The sequence below is a fragment of the Sporosarcina beigongshangi genome, assembly GCF_033485195.1.
GTDB lineage: Bacteria > Bacillota > Bacilli > Bacillales_A > Planococcaceae > Sporosarcina > Sporosarcina beigongshangi.
On record NZ_JAWLIR010000006.1, the window covers coordinates 136,936 to 155,148 of the forward strand.

An 18,213-nucleotide genomic window follows, 5' to 3' on the forward strand; every position below is an offset into this window, starting at 1 on the left:
AATTGCCTGTACCTTTGATTAGGTAACGGGCAATTTCTTTTTTGTAATAGCAGTTTGAAAGCTATGTAGTGCCATTCCAGCAATGATGACGCCAATCCCCACGAGTGCAATTGGGCCGGGAAGTGCAATCCCGATAATAATCATTTCACCAATCATTGCAAAAATGAGCTCGGTCGATTGAGTGGCTTCAACTGCAGCAAGTTTTCCTTGGTCATTCCTCGCAAGATCAGTCGCCATGAAAAATAACGTCGTGGCGATGACACCTGAGCTGACGGCAACGATGAATGATTGACTGAGCTGGCTGATGGAAGGGGGACCAACTGTCATGAATGCATAGATGGCCACACCAACCCAAACAGGCATTGTCATAAGTGTCATCCCAAGAACACGCTGAAATGTATCAAGCCGTCCTCCTAGCAACTCCATCATCTTTCGATTTCCAAGTGGATAGGCAAACGCAGCGACGATAACGGGAATGATGCCGAGCCACAACGTTCGAATATCAACACTTTGAGCATGTGGGATTTGAATGAACACAACGCCGACAAGAATAATAAGTGAAATACAAAGTGAAATAGCAGGAACCTTCTGTCGGATTTTCTGCTCCCCGGACTTCGTTTTGACGATAATTGTAAAAAGCGGCGCAAGTAAAACACCGGCCACAATCGTTAATTGCCAAGTGCCAGCAAGAAGCCAGCCTGGACTATACGCTGCTGCATATGTAAGTGGCGCATAAAATAAAACAAAAGCCACCACGCTCCAAATAAAGAATGGTGCAGGTGTTGCAATCATTTCTTTTTTCGTATCGCTAAGCCCTTTACGATAAGCGACAATGGCAATCAAAAATGGAACCATAAAGAAATATCGGAGGGAAGAGCTCCAAAGCCAGCTTCCCCCCGATAATTCCATCGTTCGATTTAAGATGAATGTCACTGCGAAAAACAAAGAGGCTAGAATTCCAATCCAAATCTCCCTCATACGCTATACCCCTTACTTATGCACGTTGTTCGAATAATTTCACTGCTTCAATGATCACATTCGTTGCCTTGACCATATTATCGACGGAAATATATTCGAATTTGCCGTGGTAGTTTTCACCGCCAGTGAAAATATTCGGCGTCGGCATGCCCATATAGGACAGCTGCGATCCGTCTGTACCGCCTCTAATTGGTACGATATTTGGCTCAACATCGATGTTTTTGAAAGCATCGGCCATAATATCGACAATCTCCATGACTGGCTCAATTTTTTCGCCCATATTGAAATATTGGTCTTCAATTTTAAGGGTAACGCTGTGCGCCCCGTATTCCTTTTTCAATCGGTTCACTGTGTCCAGCATTAGCTGTTTGCGTGCTGCAAATGTTTCGCGATCAAAATAACGGATAATATAGCTAAGTGTTGTTTCTTCCGTGTCCCCACTGATATTCATAAGATGGACAAATCCTTCATAGCCGTCTGTTTTCTCAGGAATTTCATCTGCCGGCATGGCAACCTGGAATTTGTTGGCGATTAGGATGGAGTTCACCATTTTATTTTTAGCAGAACCCGGGTGAACACTGACGCCGTGGAAAGTTACTTTCGCACCAGCTGCATTGAAGCTCTCATACTGCAGTTCACCAAGTGGACCACCATCCATTGTGTAAGCATACTTTGCGCCAAATTTTTCAACGTCAAATTTATGAGGCCCACGACCAATTTCTTCGTCCGGTGTAAAGGCAATACGTAGCTTGCCATGCTTAATGTCTGGATTGGCGATCAAATATTCCATTGCCGTTACGATTTCAGCAATCCCAGCTTTATTATCAGCACCGAGAAGCGTTGTGCCATCTGTCGTAATGAGGGTGTGCCCAATGTAGTTTTTTAATTCTGGGAAGTCATTCACTGTCATGACTGTATTAACATTCAGCCGTATGTCAGTGCCATCATAATGGTCGATGCGCTGTGGTTTGACGTTTTTCCCTGTATAATCGGTTGCTGTGTCGACATGTGCAAGAAATCCGATGACAGGAATGTCACGCTCCGTATTGGCAGGAAGTGTCGCAAACAAATAGCCGTTGTCATCTAGCGTGATGTCTTCCAATCCAATGTCTGCGAGTTCTTTTTGCAACTCATGAAGCAGGTCCCATTGTCCAGCTGTAGATGGAGTTGACGAGCTAGTGGCATCCGATTGCGTGTCGATTTTTGCGTATCGTACAAGGCGATCAATTAATGTCTCTTTCATTTCCGAAAATACCTCCTATGATAACGATCTGATACAACTATCTTATCAGATTGTTCCGGTTTACGGAATACTTTACAACACGACTACCGATACTCGCTGCAATGAAAACCTGCGCAGCATAATAGGATATCATGACAAGTGCATCACGATGCGGAATGGCCTGAACAAATCGGTCAATCGCAAGTACAGAATCAGAAAAAATGAAGAGTAGCGCGCCGATAATGGATAGTGGCATGCGTGTACGAATCGCCATCCAGCCCATTGTTGTAATGGCACAAATATAAGCGATAATAGCAATGCCAAGTACAGTTTGCCCAGTTGTGAATTGCGATCCAGCGAGCCAAATGGCCATACCTGTTCCATAAAGAATAAGTAGAATAGCGGCCCAAATGGGCATAGGTTTTCGAGCCATATGACGAAATGCAACAATATAAAAAACATGTCCAATGAAAAATGTAACGAGTCCAATCATGAACCAATAGAGAACGCCGTCTGCAATCATGCAGACAAAAAGCCCCATAGTAACAATCTGTTTATATGTACGAGAAAATAATGATCTTGTTGTCAGTGCAAACAGAAGGATAAGTGCCATTGGAATTAGCTTCATGAAAATCTTAAAGCCAACTGGATCTGATGGAATGAGGAAGATATAGATGGCTCCCGTAATCACAATGGCAGTGAGTAATAATTTTTGAATCATTCGTGCAACCCCTTTCCCTAATACCTTTCGAGAAATAGGAAAGAAAATCCTGCCTGGATGATAGGATTCTGTTGAGAAGTAGCTGCGTATTCAATTTAGGTAGTCGAGTTTGCGTCAGAGGGATCCAGTTTGCCCAATTGGTAGCTTCGGTTTGCTCCAAACCTTTCCAAAATAAAAAATTGCCTACCACTAGAAAAATTTCCCGGTGGTAGGCAGTTAAAAAATCGTCAGACGACTGAATAGTTCTTGTGTGCAACAACAGTTAGATTGGATGCGGCCCCAATGAGTTCAGCATCCTTTGAAGAAATCTCCACAATGACAGAGTTTTCGAGAATTTTAAAAATCGTACCATTTACTTCATGGTCGTTACGGACAAACGAAATCTTTTCATCGATTCTGCGCGCTGCGACAAAATCCGATACATCTTTTTCCTTACGTGGAAAAGCCATTCGAATTCCCCCTAGTGTTTATTTTCATCTTTGCCCTTTATAAAGTAAAAAATGCTTAGGTTAAATCCTAAGCGAGGCATAAAAGACGAAACACAACTCAACGAAAATGATAGATCACAAGTTGTCTATTAACTAGTATACCATATTTTGACGGAATTTGCAGGAATGTCGATTCCAACAGGATTTCGAGCGTATCTCATTACGTTGTCGATGATTGAAATATAGATTTTTCATCGACAATCATTTCTTTTTAAACACCGCTGAAACTCGCTTCTCACTACCTACTTTCATCCGTTGGAAGTTCTCGATATGCTTCCAAATCGCAAGCATGAATAATACAATTGCAATGACAATGGGCCAGTAGCCTTCTGACCAAAATGCTAGGGTCAAGAATGTCACGTATAACATCAAAACGCCAAACACCAGAAAGTTAGTCGTAAGTGCAACGACAACCAACAAGGCAAATCCAACGAGCCCGAAACGCCAATCGAGAGCGAGTAATACGCCGATGACCGTAGCAGTTCCTTTGCCACCGTTGAACTGCATGTAAAACGGAAAGTTATGTCCGGCAACAGTTGCGGCACCTACCAAAAATAGTAGTAATGCGACATCATCAGCAGGTAATCCCGCATTCCCTGAAAAAAAGTGTACAAGCAGCACAGCAAGTGCACCTTTCCCGATATCAATCGCCGCCACAAGCGCACCAAACTTTTTCCCCAAGACAATCGTAGCGTTCGAAGCACCGGCATTTTTGACCCCAGTTTCTTTTAAATTAACACCTGAAATCTTCGTTGCAACAACCGAACCATGTAAGCATCCGATTAAATATCCGCACAGTAGCACCGCTATAACCCACAGCCACATACTAATTCCCCCAAACTAGTGATTATCCAATCCCCAAGCTTTGTTGGGAAGACTCTTTATGTCAACATCTATAATGATAACATTATAGAGTAAATACAAGTTTCAGAAAAATTTTTCAATAAACACTTGACATTGTATTGAGAATTCGCCTATACTACTTCACAAGATGGAAAACTAAATCAATCAAACTCTTATCAAGAGCGGCGGAGGGACTAGGCCCTGCGATGCCCGGCAACCGGCAAGTGACTAACTTGCACAGGTGCTACTTCCTACAGATTCGTGTAAGCGGTCTGAAAGATAAGAGGAGGAATAAGCGAAAGCGTAACCCTCTTCTTAGCGTTAAGCGAAGGGGGTTATTTTTTATTCCTGATTTATCCCCGACGCCTCCGCACTTATCCAAAAAATATCCATCTAAAAAACTTCTGGAGGTAATGACAATGACAAAACTTCAACCCGAAACACTTCTTCTACATGGTGGCCAAGAGCCGGATCCGGTAACAGGATCACGCGCGGTGCCGATTCACAGAACAACCTCTTTCGTATTCCGTGACACGGAGCATGCACAAAATTTATTTGCTTTGAAGGAAGCCGGCAATATTTATTCTCGTATTATGAATCCAACGGTCGATGTTTTTGAAAAGCGCGTTGCTTTATTAGAAGGTGGAGCGGCAGCAGTTGCTCTATCTTCAGGAATGGCAGCTATTGCGTTTTCGATTTTAAATATCGCAGGTGCTGGAGATGAAATCGTAGCAGCAAGTAATTTGTACGGAGGTACTTATAATTTATTCGCGGTATCACTTCCACGCTACGGCATCAACGTGAAGTTTGTGGATGCGACGGACCCTGAAAACTTCCGTGCAGCCATTACAGATAAAACAAAGGCGATTTTCGCTGAAACAATTGGTAACCCAAGCCTTCATGTGCTCGATATTGAAGCAGTTGCAAACATCGCACACGACAATGGGCTTCCACTACTCATCGATAATACATTCCCATCACCGTATGGCTCGAATCCTATCGACTTTGGCGCAGACGTTGTCATTCATTCTGCAACGAAATGGATTGGTGGACACGGGACATCTATCGGTGGTGTGGCAATCGATGCTGGTAAATTTGACTGGACACAAGGACGATTCCCTGGCTTTACGGAGCCAGATGAAACGTATCATGGAATCCGTTATGGTATTGACGCGGCAGGTGCAGCATTTGCTACGAAACTTCGTGTTCAAGCACTGCGTGACTTCGGTCCATGCTTGAGCCCAGACAATGCATTTGCTTTCCTACAAGGGCTTGAAACATTGCATTTACGTGTGGAAAAGCATAATGCCAATGCGCTTAAAGTGGCAGATTATTTGAAACAGCATCCGTCAGTGGAGTGGGTAACGTACACGGGTCAGGAAGACCATCCATCGGCTGCCAATGCGAAAAAATATTTGAAAAACGGCTTTGGATCGATTATCGTCTTCGGTATTAAGGGTGGGCGTGAAGCGGGTCGTAATTTGATAGATAATGTTAACATTTGGTCGCATGTTGCCAACGTTGGGGATGCGAAATCACTCATTATTCACCCGGCTTCAACAACGCATCAGCAGCTATCGGCAGAGGGGCTTGAAAAAGCAGGCGTCAAAGAAGAATTGATTCGCCTATCAGTTGGACTGGAAGCGGTAGAAGATATTATCGCAGACCTTGCACAGGCCATTGAGAAGGCAGTACCAGTAACAGCATGACCTTAACTTCTATCTAGCAGGATTTTTACCCTCCCGCTGATTAGTAAGCAATTCATGGAGGTGGCGGTATGTCGTCAATCAAAGTCGCTATACTCGGTTTTGGCACTGTAGGCGAAGGAATTTATAGGATTTTGAATGAAAGAAAAGAAGACATTCAGCAAGAAACGGGTCATACGATTGACATCGTGTCTATTCTCGTACGTGATACGTCGAAAGAACGATTGGCAACACCAGAAACAAAGTTCACAGATGATGTCCAAGAGATTTTGTCGAATCCCGCTATTGATGTCATATTTGAAGCAATTGTTGGTGAAGAACCGGCATTCCGCTATTTAACAGAAGCAATTGACAAGGGCATTCATGTCATTACGGCCAATAAAACGATGTTTGCAAAGCGTGGTCAGGAACTTGCCAGACACGCGGAATCTCGTGACGTTCAAGCGCGATATGAGGCGACAACAGCAGGTGGCGTTCCAATTATCCGGACGATTACGAGCTTGTTGCCAGCAGATCGTGTACGGCGTATTCGCGGAATTTTGAATGGTACATCGAATTTTATCCTCACGAAAATGCGTGAGGAGGAAGTATCATTCGAAGTAGCATTGAAAGAAGCGCAAGCGCTAGGCTATGCGGAAGCAGATCCAACGGATGATATCGGTGGTAAAGATGCGTTCCGCAAACTGATGATTTTAAGCGGCTTGGCATTCGGCAGCCAGCCAGATTGGCAAGATGTTCCGATTGTTGGCATCGACGAGGTAACGATTGAAGGTGTGAAGGATGCGGCAGCGGGGAATCTCCGCTATCGCCATGTTGCTGACATTATAGTAGATGACAGTGGAATGTTGTCCGGCAGTGTTGGTCCTGTACTTATCGGTGCGGATCACCCGTTGTACAGCGTTGATGGGGTAGACAATGCAATTATTGTAGACACAGACCATCTCGGTTCGTTGACACTTATTGGTCCTGGCGCGGGTATGTATCCAACCGGCAGCGCAATGGTTGGCGACTTTTTGCAGATTATAGGGAAACGTCAAGCAGTAGTCGTCACAAGTTGAAAATAAAACGAACCGTCGAAGGGGATTAGCCTTTGACGGTTCGTTTATTTTGTAAGTGCTTATAGAAATGCTGCCACGATTCATTTTTCAATCTTCATCTTTTATATCACGATCTGGAGGTAGTGGTTCATTACGCCAGTCGTCGATTTGTTGTTTTAGTACTTCAAGCTGTTCAAAATAAAGAGTAAATTGGGATTTATTAATCAAAAATTGTTCGCCGTCATGGACGGAGCGAATGCGACCTTCTAATACATACTTTTGAACTTGTCCAATGGGCATTCCCAAGTGTTCGGCAGCTTCTTCAATGGTAATATACATTAGGTCATCTCCCACTTAAAAATCCCTACTGAATAAAGTTTAGATAAGCTTCTCGAAGTTTAGTCGTTTATTCAACGCAAGTATAATCGGAATCCCGACAATCATAACGACAAATTCACCTACTGCTACGGTTAACCAAGTAAATAGAAATGGTAATTCTAAAGCAAGATTCAATTCAAATGCAATAATACACATTAAAAATGTGAACACCGCGGTATTGAATAACATACGTTTCACGATCCCGCCAATAAATTTCGCAGAGAAAATCGTAATCGTCAGCGCGATGAGCGATTGAGCTACTCCGAAAAATAGGTCGTATAATCCAAGTGGTGAAAATAAATTCGCTACAAAAACACCAAGTACAATAGCAAAGATGAACTTCTTATTAAAGACAACGAGATGGTTGAACATCTCTGATATGCGGAATTGCACATTTGTAAATCCGAATGGTGCCACTAGCAAAGTGACGGCAACATATAGAGCAGCAATTATTCCGCTTGTTGCCAACGTTTTAACCTTCATTATTCAATTCCTCCTAGTTTTTTTACGTGGGATGGTTGATGAACCACGTGGTGCTATGCACAAGTAAGTAGTTTAGGATACTTATGCTAGTTATGTCAAGTGAAATTAAAGTGTTGGAAAAATTAGTTTGTATGGTATCTTCTAATATAAAGAGAAGGGGGATTCGGATGTCACAGCGTATTTCATATTTGGTTGTCCTGTTCGGAGCAATCCTTTGGGGGACAACAGGCACCGCACAGACGTTTATGCCACAAACGATTCATCCGTTAGCAGTGGGGGCGTCGAGACTAGCAGTTGGCGGATTTGTATTGCTCATCATTTTACTTGTCCTGCGTAAAATCAATTTCCGAAATTGGCCGTGGAAATCGACAATATACGCAGCTATTTCGATGGCAATTTTCCAGTATTTATTCTTTTCATCCGTCCGACTTACCGGCGTGGCGATCGGTACAGTCGTCACCATCGGTAGCGCGCCCGTTTTTTCTGGCATTATTGAATGGTTAGTAGTAAAGCGTCGCCCAACAAGAGTATGGCTGCTGGCAACAGCACTTGCCATTATCGGCTGTGGACTACTCTTTTTAAATAAAGATGGCATCGTCGTCAATCCGCTTGGCGTCGCAATGTCATTAGGGGCAGGGCTGTTGTTTGCATTCTATACGCTCGTCAATAAAGACGTACTCGCTAAGGTAGATGCTGTACCCGCAGTAGCAGTTATCTTTTCGATGAGCGCAATAATGTTGCTGCCGTTTTTGTTTATTTTCGAAACGGAAGGTTTACTGACAGGTCGTGGTATTTCAGTCGTGTTATATCTAGGAATTGCCACGACAAGTATTGCGTACATTCTGTTCTCCGCGGGATTGAAACGAATTCCATCGTCATCGGCAGTTACGCTATCATTAGCAGAACCATTGACAGCCGCTGTGTTAAGTGTGCTTGTGGTTGGTGAGCATTTAAATGTGACGTCGTGGATGGGCGTTGCGTTGTTGCTTGGAGGCATACTTGTTTTAACATTGGGTGGGAGAAAAAATAACAGACAGGGAGCATGATTAGCTCTCTGTCTGTTTGTGATATTGCGATATTGCATACAGTCTTGTGGCGATAAAACCTGCAAGGATGAGCACGGTCGATAGGATTCCGCCTTCTAGACCAAACGTGCCACCTGTCAACCAATCACGTCCTTCAGCAATTTCTACGACATAGATGCCATTTGGTGTCGTGCCGCTTACCGCGAATCCAAAGACATTCCCCTGAAAGTAATTCCATGTAATATGATAGCCGATGGGTAGCCAGAGACTCTTTGTAGCGTCAAACATATAGGCAAATAAAATCCCTACCAATGCGATATTGACTAGTCCTATGATACTCACATTTGGATTTGCACCATGTGCGACGCTGAAAATCACAGCGGATGCTACATAAATCACCCACTTTTTATTCCCTCGGGCTGCCATTGTAGACATGACATAGCCCCTAAAGAACATCTCTTCGAAGACACCTACAAGAATAAATAGAAGTAGAAAAGTGATTGTAGACACTGAAAACTGCGGACTGGATAATGGATTGATAAGCTTTACATTAACAGTCGCCGTCAAGACAATAAAAATCAAAGTAATTGAAATGGCCCCGAAAAAAAGTCCAAACCATAAGTCATTCAATGAGCCTCTGAAGCCTAGTTGTTTCATAGTTCCTTTATTTATAAAACGCCATAACAGGAACGTGATGAGGATGCCGCCAGCCGTACCACCGCCTTGCATCAAGAGGTAAATCCATGGATGTCCATCAAGGGCAGTGAGTATGTCGGAATAACCAGATGCCCCATGAAAAGGTGCTTCGGTGACAAACAATAGAATAATACCGGGAAGTGCAAATAGCTGTTGAACAATTAGCATAGCAGCAAAAGCCAGTGCAATGAGCCAGCCAGCTCTCACTTGACCCGATTGGTTTTTAAACATTCCATCCCTCCAAATTAAAGAATGGTTTCACATTGAGTAGTCATGAGTATGGGGTGTTTGACGCGGTTCCCCACGCCGAATAGCCCCCAGTAGTAGAAGAAATGCGATATCCATAATCAAGCGACCTACGGCAAGGGCGACGACAAAAGTAACCCAAGGATATTCGGGCATGTTCATGGAGAAAGACATGAGAAAAAGCGAAGCTAAGTGAATAGTGATATAAAACGTATAGACACTTTTCGTTCGCTGTATGAGCTTTTGATTACCATAGTCCGCGACAATGATTTTTAGAACGTCAAATAAAAAATAGGCGACAATTAATTTGAGGAAAAATAACGATACGGAATAGAATTCCCACATGCCAAGATGAGGTGCTGAGAGATCAACAAAAACAGCTGGAATCGTAATGACTGCGCCAATCAGCGCCACAATTCTTGCGTTTTTAGCCTGTGGATATTGTTTGATGATGAGCAAACATCCTGATGCAATCAGCAAATAGCCAAGAGGATCAGCAAACCAATCAATCCCAATTTGAATGCGGAAAAAGATGAAAAGATATCCCCAGAATAGATACTGCAATGCTTTATTCATCAGTATCCCCCTTTGTTTTTGACTCGATAATAGCTTTGACGTCCTGTTTATCTAAATAAGGTTGTGTGATAATGCCAGATGTTGTAGTGAAGTCTTTGCCTGATTCGGTTGTGCCTTTTATATAAATACTTACATTCAAAACCTTCCTCGAATTTGTAGGAGATTTTCTGTGGATACTGAGTCTATCATGCTCTTGTAAAAGAATGGGGAATGAAACATTCTCTAAGTCGAGTCCAGGTATATCGTTCCACTGACTATTCATTTGATCAGGAAATGCTGCTTCCGATGCTTTTGATTTCAATTGACCTTTCGGTGTATTCAGTTTAATGAGGAAATCGTCCTGTAAGTCCTCTTGGAATGAGTATTCAACGGCTTCGATTGTCAGTGGTTCAAGTGCGCGATAGTAGTTTTGTCCGGTGTTATCGCTACTGCTTCCACTACTTGTGTGTTCAAGAGGTCTTGTATCCCCAGTTGATGGGTGAGTCATGATATGGCCGATAGGAGCGGTGACGACTCTACCATCTGAAAACACAACATCCATTTCCGTTGCAGAATAATCTAGTCGATCTCCATAAGGGTTGTAGAACTCTACATTGACACTTCGTAACACGTAACGACCGAAGTCCTGGTGATTATAAATTTGATTAGTTTCATTAAAAAAGCCATAAGACTGTTCTGGATAGGCTCTAAGATCACCGGCGTTCATGGAGCTTATAATAGATGTATCATTTCTATTGGTCAGATAGAAAAACGTTACATATAAATTATCCTGATAGGTCATGTCGATATAGTGATCCAAGAAAATAGGCTCATCTAGCTGCTTTGAATAGGCGTACATAGAATTTACAATCCAACTTACGCCAATCAAACTGAGCGCCACCCAGAAAAAACGTCCTTTCATGAACTATTCCCCCTTTCATTCGTTCAAGTATAACAAATGGATAATAGTTCCTCTACCTCGATTATTTGGGTTTACAATCCATCTTAAGAATTTCTTCATAATTACAATGGGTGAATGTTAAGATTTGGTCGTTACAATTGGTATCATAGAGTTAGGAAAAGTGAGGTGCGGATGATGGCGAAGTTCAAAGTACTTGTGGCGGATGACGATCAGGATATCCGTGATGGTATTGAAATTTATTTAAAAAATGAAGGCTATGACGTATTAAAGGCGGCAGATGGACAGGAAGCACTCGCATTATTAGAGGCGAATGAAGTCCATCTACTCATTCTTGATATTATGATGCCGAATATGGATGGTATTACGGCGACATTCAAAATTCGGGAGGCGCGCAATATCCCGATTATTATGCTGAGCGCCAAGGCGGAGGACTCTGATAAGATTCATGGTTTGTCTGTCGGTGCGGACGATTATGTGACGAAGCCGTTTCACCCAATGGAGTTAATGGCGCGGGTCAAATCGCAATTACGGCGTTATGTTCAGCTCGGTACATATGAGGGGCAAAAAAACATCGAAGTTGATGGGCTTGTGTTGGATGAAGAAGCGAAGGAAATCACGCTCGATGGTAACCCGGTGAAACTAACACCGATCGAATTCAAAATTACAGAATTACTCATGAAAAATGTCGGTCGTGTCTTTTCTATTAATGAAATTTATGAGCGTGTTTGGAATGAGGAAGCGTACAATGCGGAAAATATCGTCGCAGTCCATATTCGTAAAATTCGTGAGAAAATCGAAGCAGACCCGAAAAATCCAAGATACGTAAAGGTGGTGTGGGGCATTGGCTACAAAATCGAAAAGTGATTATACCATTGTTTGGTCGATAATTGCACTGGTGATTGCGGCTGTTAGTATTGGCTATTGCTTTTCCTACATCATCGACATGGTGGGGAATGGTGTGGAACGTTCGGGTCGAGCAATCGCTTATCTTACGCGGTTGATAAAGGGGAGTGTGTAACGGTGAAAAAGAATTATAGTATGCAAATAATTATATGGACTTCATTAGTAACTGTGTTTTTAATGGCATTGCTATCATTTACAGGTGGTAACTTGCGCTATATTGGAAAAAGTTATGTAGAATCAAATGAATTCCAATGGGAAATGAATAATTTTTATGAAAATCTTACTAAAGCTGTTTTGAATCCGATTGACATAGAGGCGGAGAAAAAGCGGATTACTGTTACAAAATCTGAAATCGAAGAGCACCGAAATTATTATGGAACGCTTTCTGAGCAGATTGGCAATATTGAAGAGCAATATACACAACGAATTGCTGATGCAGAAGCAGGGAAAAGTGACAAGCTGAAAGCAACATTGATAGAAGAGCGCGATACGAAAATTGACGACATTCGGAAAAATTTTGAATCGGATGCGCATGTAGAGGCGAAAATTCGTGTGAATAAAGAACAACAGCTAGAAGAAGAGTTACAGCGTCGCATCCAAGGTGCTAAGGAAAATCTTTATTTTCCTGTTGTTTATGAATTAACGGATAGTCAGACAGGGGAAACGTTTACTTCGGGAGATATCAATGTAACGACGGGCTATATAGAGACTTTCAGTGCAGAGGAAGGTTATTTCCGAGCAGCGCCAGGTCAGACCAATGACTTTCATTATGACAGGTATCAGCCTGAGGACTATGAAAGTGGAGTGTCGGCGTTTAGAGATACAGTTGCCACTGTGACTGAAGAGGTATCTACAGAGCATGCACAAGGCGCTGCTTTGGAGCCTAGTCAGCCACAAACGATGAAGAAGTTTGAGGGAACTGTAGTTGTGCCACAAAGTGCATTGAAGAAAGGCTCGCTAGGTATAAATGTAGAACGACATAGCCGAAAACAGCTAAGTTTATATATTATTTGGACGCTTGGTGCGCTTGCATTAGGGGCTTTGTTGACGGTCATACGTTTCAACAAAGAATGGGTCACGACAAGTCGTTTTGTAGAACGTTATCAACAGCAAAAGATTGACCTGAAAGCAGCGTTGCTATTGTTTTCAGCCAGTGTTGTCTGGATTTTAGTAGGAGAAGTTGTAGGCCGCTATTCAGGATTCTTTTCTCAATATAGACTAGAAAGTGGAGTCATTCTAGGAATACAGCTAGTTATCTTGATGTGTATCTTGTGGGCAACAGTATTTCAACTGGTCCTATTCGTTGAACGTTTAAAGGTTGAGGGAGCGTTGGAAAAGGATAGTAAAGAGAGTTACAGTATGAGATTCTTATTCGCTTTGCAAGGCATGTTTTTAAATAGGAAGATCGGTATGCAAATGTTCGTCTTGCTGATTGGCTTTTTCTTGGCGGGAATAGGATTGTTTGGTGTTGCGATGTATCCACCGTTAATTATCATTTATGCTCCACTTGCTTTGTTTGTCGGATTTCCTTTCATCTACATTTTTGTGAGAAGAGCAGCGTATTTGAATCGTATTATGGCGGCGACAGAAGCGATGGCGGATGGTCGGTTACACAAGGAAATTGAGATTGAGGGAAAATCCCCGCTGGCAGAGCATGCCAAGAATTTGAATAATCTGCGTGAAGGTGTCCGCAATTCGATGAGCGAGCAAGCCAAAAGTGAGCGCTTGAAAACGGAATTGATTACAAATGTCAGTCACGATTTACGAACACCGCTGACATCAATTATTACGTATACGGATTTATTGAAAAATGAAGACATTACAGCGGAAGAGCGTACAAAATATGTTGATGTGTTGGATAAGAAGTCACAGCGTTTGAAGACTTTGATCGAGGATTTATTTGAAGTATCGAAAATGGCAAGTGGTAACCTGGAGTTACAAAGACAGCGTGTGGATCTGGCACAATTGTTGCAACAAGCACTTGCAGAGCATGCAGAAGAAATTTCGAAAACAGGATTAGATTTCAGGGTCAGCATGCCTGATTCGGCGCTTGTGGCTTATGTAGATGGCAAACGCTGGTGGCGCGTGCTCGATAACTTAATCGTCAATGCCATTAAGTACACATTACCAGGCACACGCGTGTATATTACGCTTCGAAAAGTAGAAGATCGTGCTGAGGTCGTTGTGAAGAATATAACAAAGTATGAGCTCGGTGAGAATACGGATGAGTTGTTTGAACGTTTCAAACGAGCGGACACATCACGTCATACAGACGGTTCAGGACTTGGCCTTGCCATCGCACAATCCATCGTCGATCTGCATAATGGCAATATGACAATCGAAGTCGATGGGGATTTATTTAAAGTGACCGTCACCGTACCGGCTTGATGAATAAAAAAAGAAAGCTGTGCGCAAGTGCGTACAGCTTTTTTAATAGAAGTAAAGTATATATACCCCGATGAGCAAAACACCGACATCGGCAAACATGTGAATGGTCCATGAAGGTAAAATCGTTCGACTTCGTTCATTGGCTAGCTGAAAAATAATTCCGCCAATCCAAAGTCCTGTAACGGCAAGTACGAGAAGTGCAGGACTAAACCAAGGCAGGAAAATTGCGATATGGTAAATAGCAAAAAAGAAGGACGGCAAAAAAAGACGGAGATGAGATTTTACGAAAAAATTCGGTAACAAGCCACGAAAGAAAAACTCCTCCAATAATGAATTGCCAAACAGGATATAAAGAGCGACGAACGGGAATACTGTTGGTGTGATACCAGCATCTGCAAGGTCAATAAGAAGTGCGTCGATATCGATGAATGGCAATAAAATGACGAATGCTCCAATGATAATTCCTGTAATGGTTAGCCCCGAACCAATTGCGATGTTCATACTTTTTTTATCAGTTTGGCGTAGTTTTAGAAAGGGAAATCCAACTTTTTTGAATAAAATAAGTGGGATGATTAAGAAAAAAATCACCTTCGCTACCGTTTTCCACATGTATTCAATTTCTAGTCCTTGTTCAATCCAAATCAGCATGGTAATGCTGATAACTGGTAGCGCAAAGCCGATGAGTTTGTTCAAAAAATCACCCCCAAGTTTAGAATAGGACGATATAGGGTAAAAATGGTTTCGATAATTTTTGAAAAATAGGTTTAAACTAATCCATTTAAAGGAATAGAGTAAGAGGGGAATTGACTTTACTTAGCGAATATATAGAGAGAAGGAGGAGTGTATGATGACAAAATCAGATGGAAAGTATCCGAACAAGGAAGATTTTGAACCAAAAGTGGCTGGAGTGGGTAAGTCAGATGAGTTACCACTTGCAGACCCATCCGATTCAAACGTAACCGAGGTATTTAGGAGAAATGAACAGAAAAAAACAGGAGAAAACGAGCCGTCTGCTTTTGCCGCGAACAAGATAGACAGTGGCTATAACAAACCGAAGTCAGGTGAGCGCTTCCCTTTCGGGGATAAAGAAGAGTACGATCGTGAATTTAACCAAGAGTCGCATGATAAGTGGAATGGAGAGAAAACGAATAATGTCCCTGCCAAACCATAAAGTATAAGCAACCATCCCATCGCGGAGCGGTTGCTTTTATTTTAGAGTGAGTGGCGCGCAGGCACCGTATTCTCTTTTATTTTACTCCACTAACTCGTGCTTAAACGCATAAATCACAGCTTGCGTCCGATCTTGCACTTCAAGTTTAGCTAGCAAATTACTGACATGTGTTTTCACTGTTTTCAGCGCAATAAATAGCTCATCTGCAATATCTTGATTGGTCTTCCCTTGCGCCAACAGTAGCAAAATCTCAAGTTCGCGTTCTGTTAACTCATCGTGCAACTTTCGTTCATTGCCTGCGCGCATTTTTTTCATCATTTTAGTTGTGACCTCAGGCTCCAACACTGTTTGACCTTTTAAGGTTTCTCGGATTGCCTCTGCAATGCGTTTCGCATTAGAAGTCTTTAATATGTAACTAATCGCGCCTGCTTCGAGCGCAGGATAGACTTTGTCATCATCTAAAAAGCTTGTGACAATGACGATTTTTGCTTCCGGCCATTCTTTAATAATGGCAGCAGTTGCTTCGGCACCGTTCATTTCCGGCATGACCATATCCATTAAAATGATATCAGGTCGTAGCTCCAGTGCTTTCCCGACAGCTTCGCGTCCATTTACTGCCTCACCAACTACTTCCATGTCAGGCTGTACCTGCAAGTAAGCTGATACGCCAATCCGTACCATTTCATGGTCATCCACTAATAAGATCTTGATCATTTACTTCCTCTCCCTTCCGCGCAGGCAACTTCACTTCGACAATCGTTCCTTGCGATGGAATAGAAACGATTTTGCACGTTCCGCCTATTTCAATCGCGCGTTCTTTGACGTTCTGCAGGCCGTACGAACCGCCTTTGCCATCACTGTCTTTAAATCCTACCCCGTTATCCTGCACCCGGAAAATAGCGAGTCCATCACGTTCGACAAATAAGACGTCCACTTCTGTTGCTTGCGCGTGACGTAATGTATTGGATAATGTCTCCTGTGCTATGCGAAATAAATGATCCTCCGCGCCTTTGGACAATGTCACTTCTTCTAAGCGAAATCGAATATCGAACAGAACCTTCTCCCGTAATTCTACTAATAATTCTTCAAGCCCTTCGGCGAGTGATTTATTATTTAATGCGGCAGGGCGTAAATGCAGCAACAATGCCCGCATTTCAAGTTGCGCTTGCTGCACCATGCGCTCAACCTGTAGCAATGGTTTTTGCGTTTCCATATTGTCATTACTTTCCGTAATCGAGGATAACAGCATCGAGGCTGCAAAAAGCTGCTGCGACACGGAATCATGCAGTTCACGTGCAAGTCGCTGCCGTTCTTGCACAATGCGTTCTTGAATCAGTTGATCTTGTGCTTCAGCACGCTCGTCAGTAATACGTTGCAAACTTTTGCGCTGTGTTTGAATAACCGTCGATACTGTATCGATGGCTCGATCCATACGTGGTGTGAACTTTTCTTTGGGAAAATCATCCCGTTCCGAGTCAATCAAACCAGATAATCTTTGCTCAAGGGCTCTCTCTTTTGAGCGTCCTAGAGAATTCGTCCAAATGGCGATTCCCCAGCCGAGCAAAAGTGTAGTGTTTAAAATCCACCAACCGAGTGGTACGTCGGCAAATTGTAATTCGTAAAAGGCAAACCAACTTTCATCTAACGGTAAATCGAGAAGAAAGTAGATATAAACTGCGGCAATACTAGTAAAAAGGAATGATAGAAATAACCCGCGTCCTATAACTGCCTTCATTTTCGTGTCACCTCGACATCTCCAGCCCATGTAGAAAGCGTAATGATGAGCTCTGCACTATCCTTCTGTTTCCCTTCATAACTGTCTTTCATATGAAGGGACTCATTAATGAGCCGCTTTCGGTGGGTATCGAATAATCGGACATCGCCGAACAGTGTTGTGTAATGGATACGTACTGGAATTTCATACGGTAGGTCAATTTTAATTTTTCCAATTCCTTGTCTGACAGAAATTAAAGAAGTTCCTTTTGGTAACACGGTATCCGTTACATCGATGTGAAGATCCCCGAACATCCCTTGGATGTGAATATCCTGCCATTCATAAGATGAAAAAGGAGAGGATTGGATAGAAAATAGTTTATTTTTCCAGATAGCATTCGGTGTTTCTTTTTGGAATTCCTTGAGGGGGCGCATAATTTCTTCGGATGGTACGCCTTTCCATAACCGAACAAGTATATAAACAATCGCTGCAAAAATAAGAAGGCGTAAGCTCCATAACGTGAAAAGTGCCATGGCGATAAAGAAAAAGCCAAGCAGAAACATCCACTTCGAGCGTTTACGTGAACCATAATAAAGAAGTCCGGCACCAAGAAGGACGAACACGATATTGCCATTATGGAATATGACTGCTTCGAAAAAAATGAGCAGTAGGAAGGCGAGTGCCCAAAATGTGATTTTATTTGTATCTACACGTTGCATATTGAGATTCTCCCTTCT

General features: G+C 42.6%; 21 protein-coding genes and 2 riboswitches. Of the genes, 7 read left to right on the forward strand and 14 right to left on the reverse strand.

What is annotated here, in order from left to right; translation table 11 throughout:
- Nucleotides 1-18 precede the first annotated feature (18 nt).
- The 5 genes from R2B77_RS05120 to R2B77_RS05140 all read right to left on the reverse strand — a co-directional run bounded on the left by R2B77_RS05120 (nucleotide 19) and on the right by R2B77_RS05140 (nucleotide 4,234).
- Nucleotides 19-978 carry a DMT family transporter gene (locus R2B77_RS05120; RefSeq protein WP_203247442.1) on the reverse strand — a complete coding sequence of 320 codons (960 nt, stop codon included), beginning with the start codon at nucleotides 976-978 and terminating at the stop codon, nucleotides 19-21.
- A 16-nt stretch (nucleotides 979-994) separates the two neighbouring features.
- The gene (gene pepT, locus R2B77_RS05125; RefSeq protein ID WP_203247443.1) at nucleotides 995-2,221 is read right to left on the reverse strand and encodes a peptidase T; all 1,227 of its coding nucleotides are present in this window, start codon (nucleotides 2,219-2,221) and stop codon (nucleotides 995-997) included.
- Between the two features lie 37 nt (nucleotides 2,222-2,258).
- Nucleotides 2,259-2,921, reverse strand: coding sequence for a lysoplasmalogenase (locus tag R2B77_RS05130; protein WP_203247444.1), 663 nt, complete (start codon nucleotides 2,919-2,921; stop codon nucleotides 2,259-2,261).
- Between the two features lie 227 nt (nucleotides 2,922-3,148).
- Nucleotides 3,149-3,370: a DUF2187 family protein gene (locus R2B77_RS05135; RefSeq protein WP_203247445.1), complete on the reverse strand. Its 222-nt coding sequence runs from the start codon at nucleotides 3,368-3,370 to the stop codon at nucleotides 3,149-3,151.
- Between the two features lie 240 nt (nucleotides 3,371-3,610).
- Nucleotides 3,611-4,234, reverse strand: coding sequence for a glycerol-3-phosphate acyltransferase (locus R2B77_RS05140; RefSeq protein WP_203247446.1), 624 nt, complete (start codon nucleotides 4,232-4,234; stop codon nucleotides 3,611-3,613).
- 188 nt (nucleotides 4,235-4,422) lie between these two features.
- Nucleotides 4,423-4,538: riboswitch (SAM riboswitch) on the forward strand.
- 133 nt (nucleotides 4,539-4,671) lie between these two features.
- Here R2B77_RS05140 and R2B77_RS05145 point away from each other — a divergent pair.
- Together R2B77_RS05145 and R2B77_RS05150 are read left to right on the forward strand one after the other, a co-directional pair.
- A complete protein-coding gene (locus R2B77_RS05145) occupies nucleotides 4,672-5,961 on the forward strand; it encodes an O-acetylhomoserine aminocarboxypropyltransferase/cysteine synthase family protein (protein WP_203247447.1) in 1,290 nt (429 codons plus the stop codon).
- A gap of 68 nt (nucleotides 5,962-6,029) precedes the next feature.
- Nucleotides 6,030-7,016: a homoserine dehydrogenase gene (locus R2B77_RS05150; RefSeq protein WP_203247448.1), complete on the forward strand. Its 987-nt coding sequence runs from the start codon at nucleotides 6,030-6,032 to the stop codon at nucleotides 7,014-7,016.
- An 87-nt stretch (nucleotides 7,017-7,103) separates the two neighbouring features.
- On the opposite strand, the gene R2B77_RS05155 is transcribed toward R2B77_RS05150, so the two are convergent.
- Together R2B77_RS05155 and R2B77_RS05160 are read right to left on the reverse strand one after the other, a co-directional pair.
- Entirely contained in the window at nucleotides 7,104-7,334 is a 231-nt protein-coding gene (locus tag R2B77_RS05155; RefSeq protein WP_203247449.1) for an excisionase family DNA-binding protein, read from the reverse strand.
- Nucleotides 7,335-7,373: 39 nt separating this feature from the next.
- Entirely contained in the window at nucleotides 7,374-7,856 is a 483-nt protein-coding gene (locus R2B77_RS05160) for a QueT transporter family protein (RefSeq protein WP_203247450.1), read from the reverse strand.
- Between the two features lie 7 nt (nucleotides 7,857-7,863).
- A riboswitch (PreQ1 riboswitch) is annotated at nucleotides 7,864-7,909 on the reverse strand.
- A gap of 114 nt (nucleotides 7,910-8,023) precedes the next feature.
- On the opposite strand from R2B77_RS05160, the gene R2B77_RS05165 reads away from it, so the two are divergent.
- A complete protein-coding gene (locus tag R2B77_RS05165; RefSeq protein ID WP_203247451.1) occupies nucleotides 8,024-8,902 on the forward strand; it encodes a DMT family transporter in 879 nt (292 codons plus the stop codon).
- Here the strand turns inward: R2B77_RS05165 and R2B77_RS05170 are convergent, their stop codons facing one another.
- Genes R2B77_RS05170 through R2B77_RS05180 form a run of 3 tightly spaced genes read right to left on the reverse strand, consistent with a single transcriptional unit; the run spans nucleotide 8,903 to nucleotide 11,300 of the window.
- Complete coding sequence (locus tag R2B77_RS05170) at nucleotides 8,903-9,808, reverse strand: CPBP family intramembrane glutamic endopeptidase (RefSeq protein ID WP_203247452.1); 906 nt, start codon at nucleotides 9,806-9,808, stop codon at nucleotides 8,903-8,905.
- Between the two features lie 27 nt (nucleotides 9,809-9,835).
- Nucleotides 9,836-10,399, reverse strand: a complete 564-nt coding sequence (locus tag R2B77_RS05175; protein WP_203247453.1) for a hypothetical protein — start codon at nucleotides 10,397-10,399, stop codon at nucleotides 9,836-9,838.
- Nucleotides 10,392-11,300 carry a hypothetical protein gene (locus R2B77_RS05180; protein ID WP_203247454.1) on the reverse strand — a complete coding sequence of 303 codons (909 nt, stop codon included), beginning with the start codon at nucleotides 11,298-11,300 and terminating at the stop codon, nucleotides 10,392-10,394. The genes R2B77_RS05175 and R2B77_RS05180 overlap by 8 nt, the downstream gene beginning before the upstream one ends.
- Nucleotides 11,301-11,474: 174 nt before the next feature.
- Here R2B77_RS05180 and R2B77_RS05185 point away from each other — a divergent pair, with 174 nt between their 5' ends.
- From R2B77_RS05185 to R2B77_RS05195, 3 genes are read left to right on the forward strand one after another with little or no spacing between them, the layout of a single operon-like run.
- Nucleotides 11,475-12,164, forward strand: coding sequence for a response regulator transcription factor (locus R2B77_RS05185; RefSeq protein ID WP_203247455.1), 690 nt, complete (start codon nucleotides 11,475-11,477; stop codon nucleotides 12,162-12,164).
- Nucleotides 12,142-12,318: a hypothetical protein gene (locus R2B77_RS05190; RefSeq protein ID WP_203247456.1), complete on the forward strand. Its 177-nt coding sequence runs from the start codon at nucleotides 12,142-12,144 to the stop codon at nucleotides 12,316-12,318. The genes R2B77_RS05185 and R2B77_RS05190 overlap by 23 nt, the downstream gene beginning before the upstream one ends.
- A gap of 2 nt (nucleotides 12,319-12,320) precedes the next feature.
- Nucleotides 12,321-14,591: a sensor histidine kinase gene (locus tag R2B77_RS05195; RefSeq protein ID WP_203247457.1), complete on the forward strand. Its 2,271-nt coding sequence runs from the start codon at nucleotides 12,321-12,323 to the stop codon at nucleotides 14,589-14,591.
- A gap of 42 nt (nucleotides 14,592-14,633) precedes the next feature.
- Here the strand turns inward: R2B77_RS05195 and R2B77_RS05200 are convergent, their stop codons facing one another.
- Entirely contained in the window at nucleotides 14,634-15,284 is a 651-nt protein-coding gene (locus R2B77_RS05200) for a CPBP family intramembrane glutamic endopeptidase (RefSeq protein ID WP_203247458.1), read from the reverse strand.
- Between the two features lie 154 nt (nucleotides 15,285-15,438).
- Between R2B77_RS05200 and R2B77_RS05205 the strand changes: the two genes are divergently transcribed.
- The gene (locus R2B77_RS05205; RefSeq protein ID WP_203247459.1) at nucleotides 15,439-15,762 is read left to right on the forward strand and encodes a hypothetical protein; all 324 of its coding nucleotides are present in this window, start codon (nucleotides 15,439-15,441) and stop codon (nucleotides 15,760-15,762) included.
- Nucleotides 15,763-15,843: 81 nt separating this feature from the next.
- Here R2B77_RS05205 and R2B77_RS05210 read toward each other — a convergent pair whose 3' ends face one another.
- The 3 genes from R2B77_RS05210 to liaF are packed head-to-tail and all read right to left on the reverse strand — an operon-like array spanning nucleotide 15,844 to nucleotide 18,195.
- Nucleotides 15,844-16,476, reverse strand: coding sequence for a response regulator transcription factor (locus R2B77_RS05210; RefSeq protein WP_203247460.1), 633 nt, complete (start codon nucleotides 16,474-16,476; stop codon nucleotides 15,844-15,846).
- The gene (locus R2B77_RS05215) at nucleotides 16,451-17,497 is read right to left on the reverse strand and encodes a sensor histidine kinase (protein WP_203247461.1); all 1,047 of its coding nucleotides are present in this window, start codon (nucleotides 17,495-17,497) and stop codon (nucleotides 16,451-16,453) included. Before R2B77_RS05215 ends, R2B77_RS05210 begins: the two co-directional genes overlap by 26 nt.
- Nucleotides 17,494-18,195 (reverse strand): cell wall-active antibiotics response protein LiaF, encoded by a 702-nt coding sequence (gene liaF, locus R2B77_RS05220; RefSeq protein WP_203247462.1) that lies wholly within the window; start codon nucleotides 18,193-18,195, stop codon nucleotides 17,494-17,496. The genes R2B77_RS05215 and liaF overlap by 4 nt, the downstream gene beginning before the upstream one ends.
- Nucleotides 18,196-18,213 lie beyond the last annotated feature (18 nt).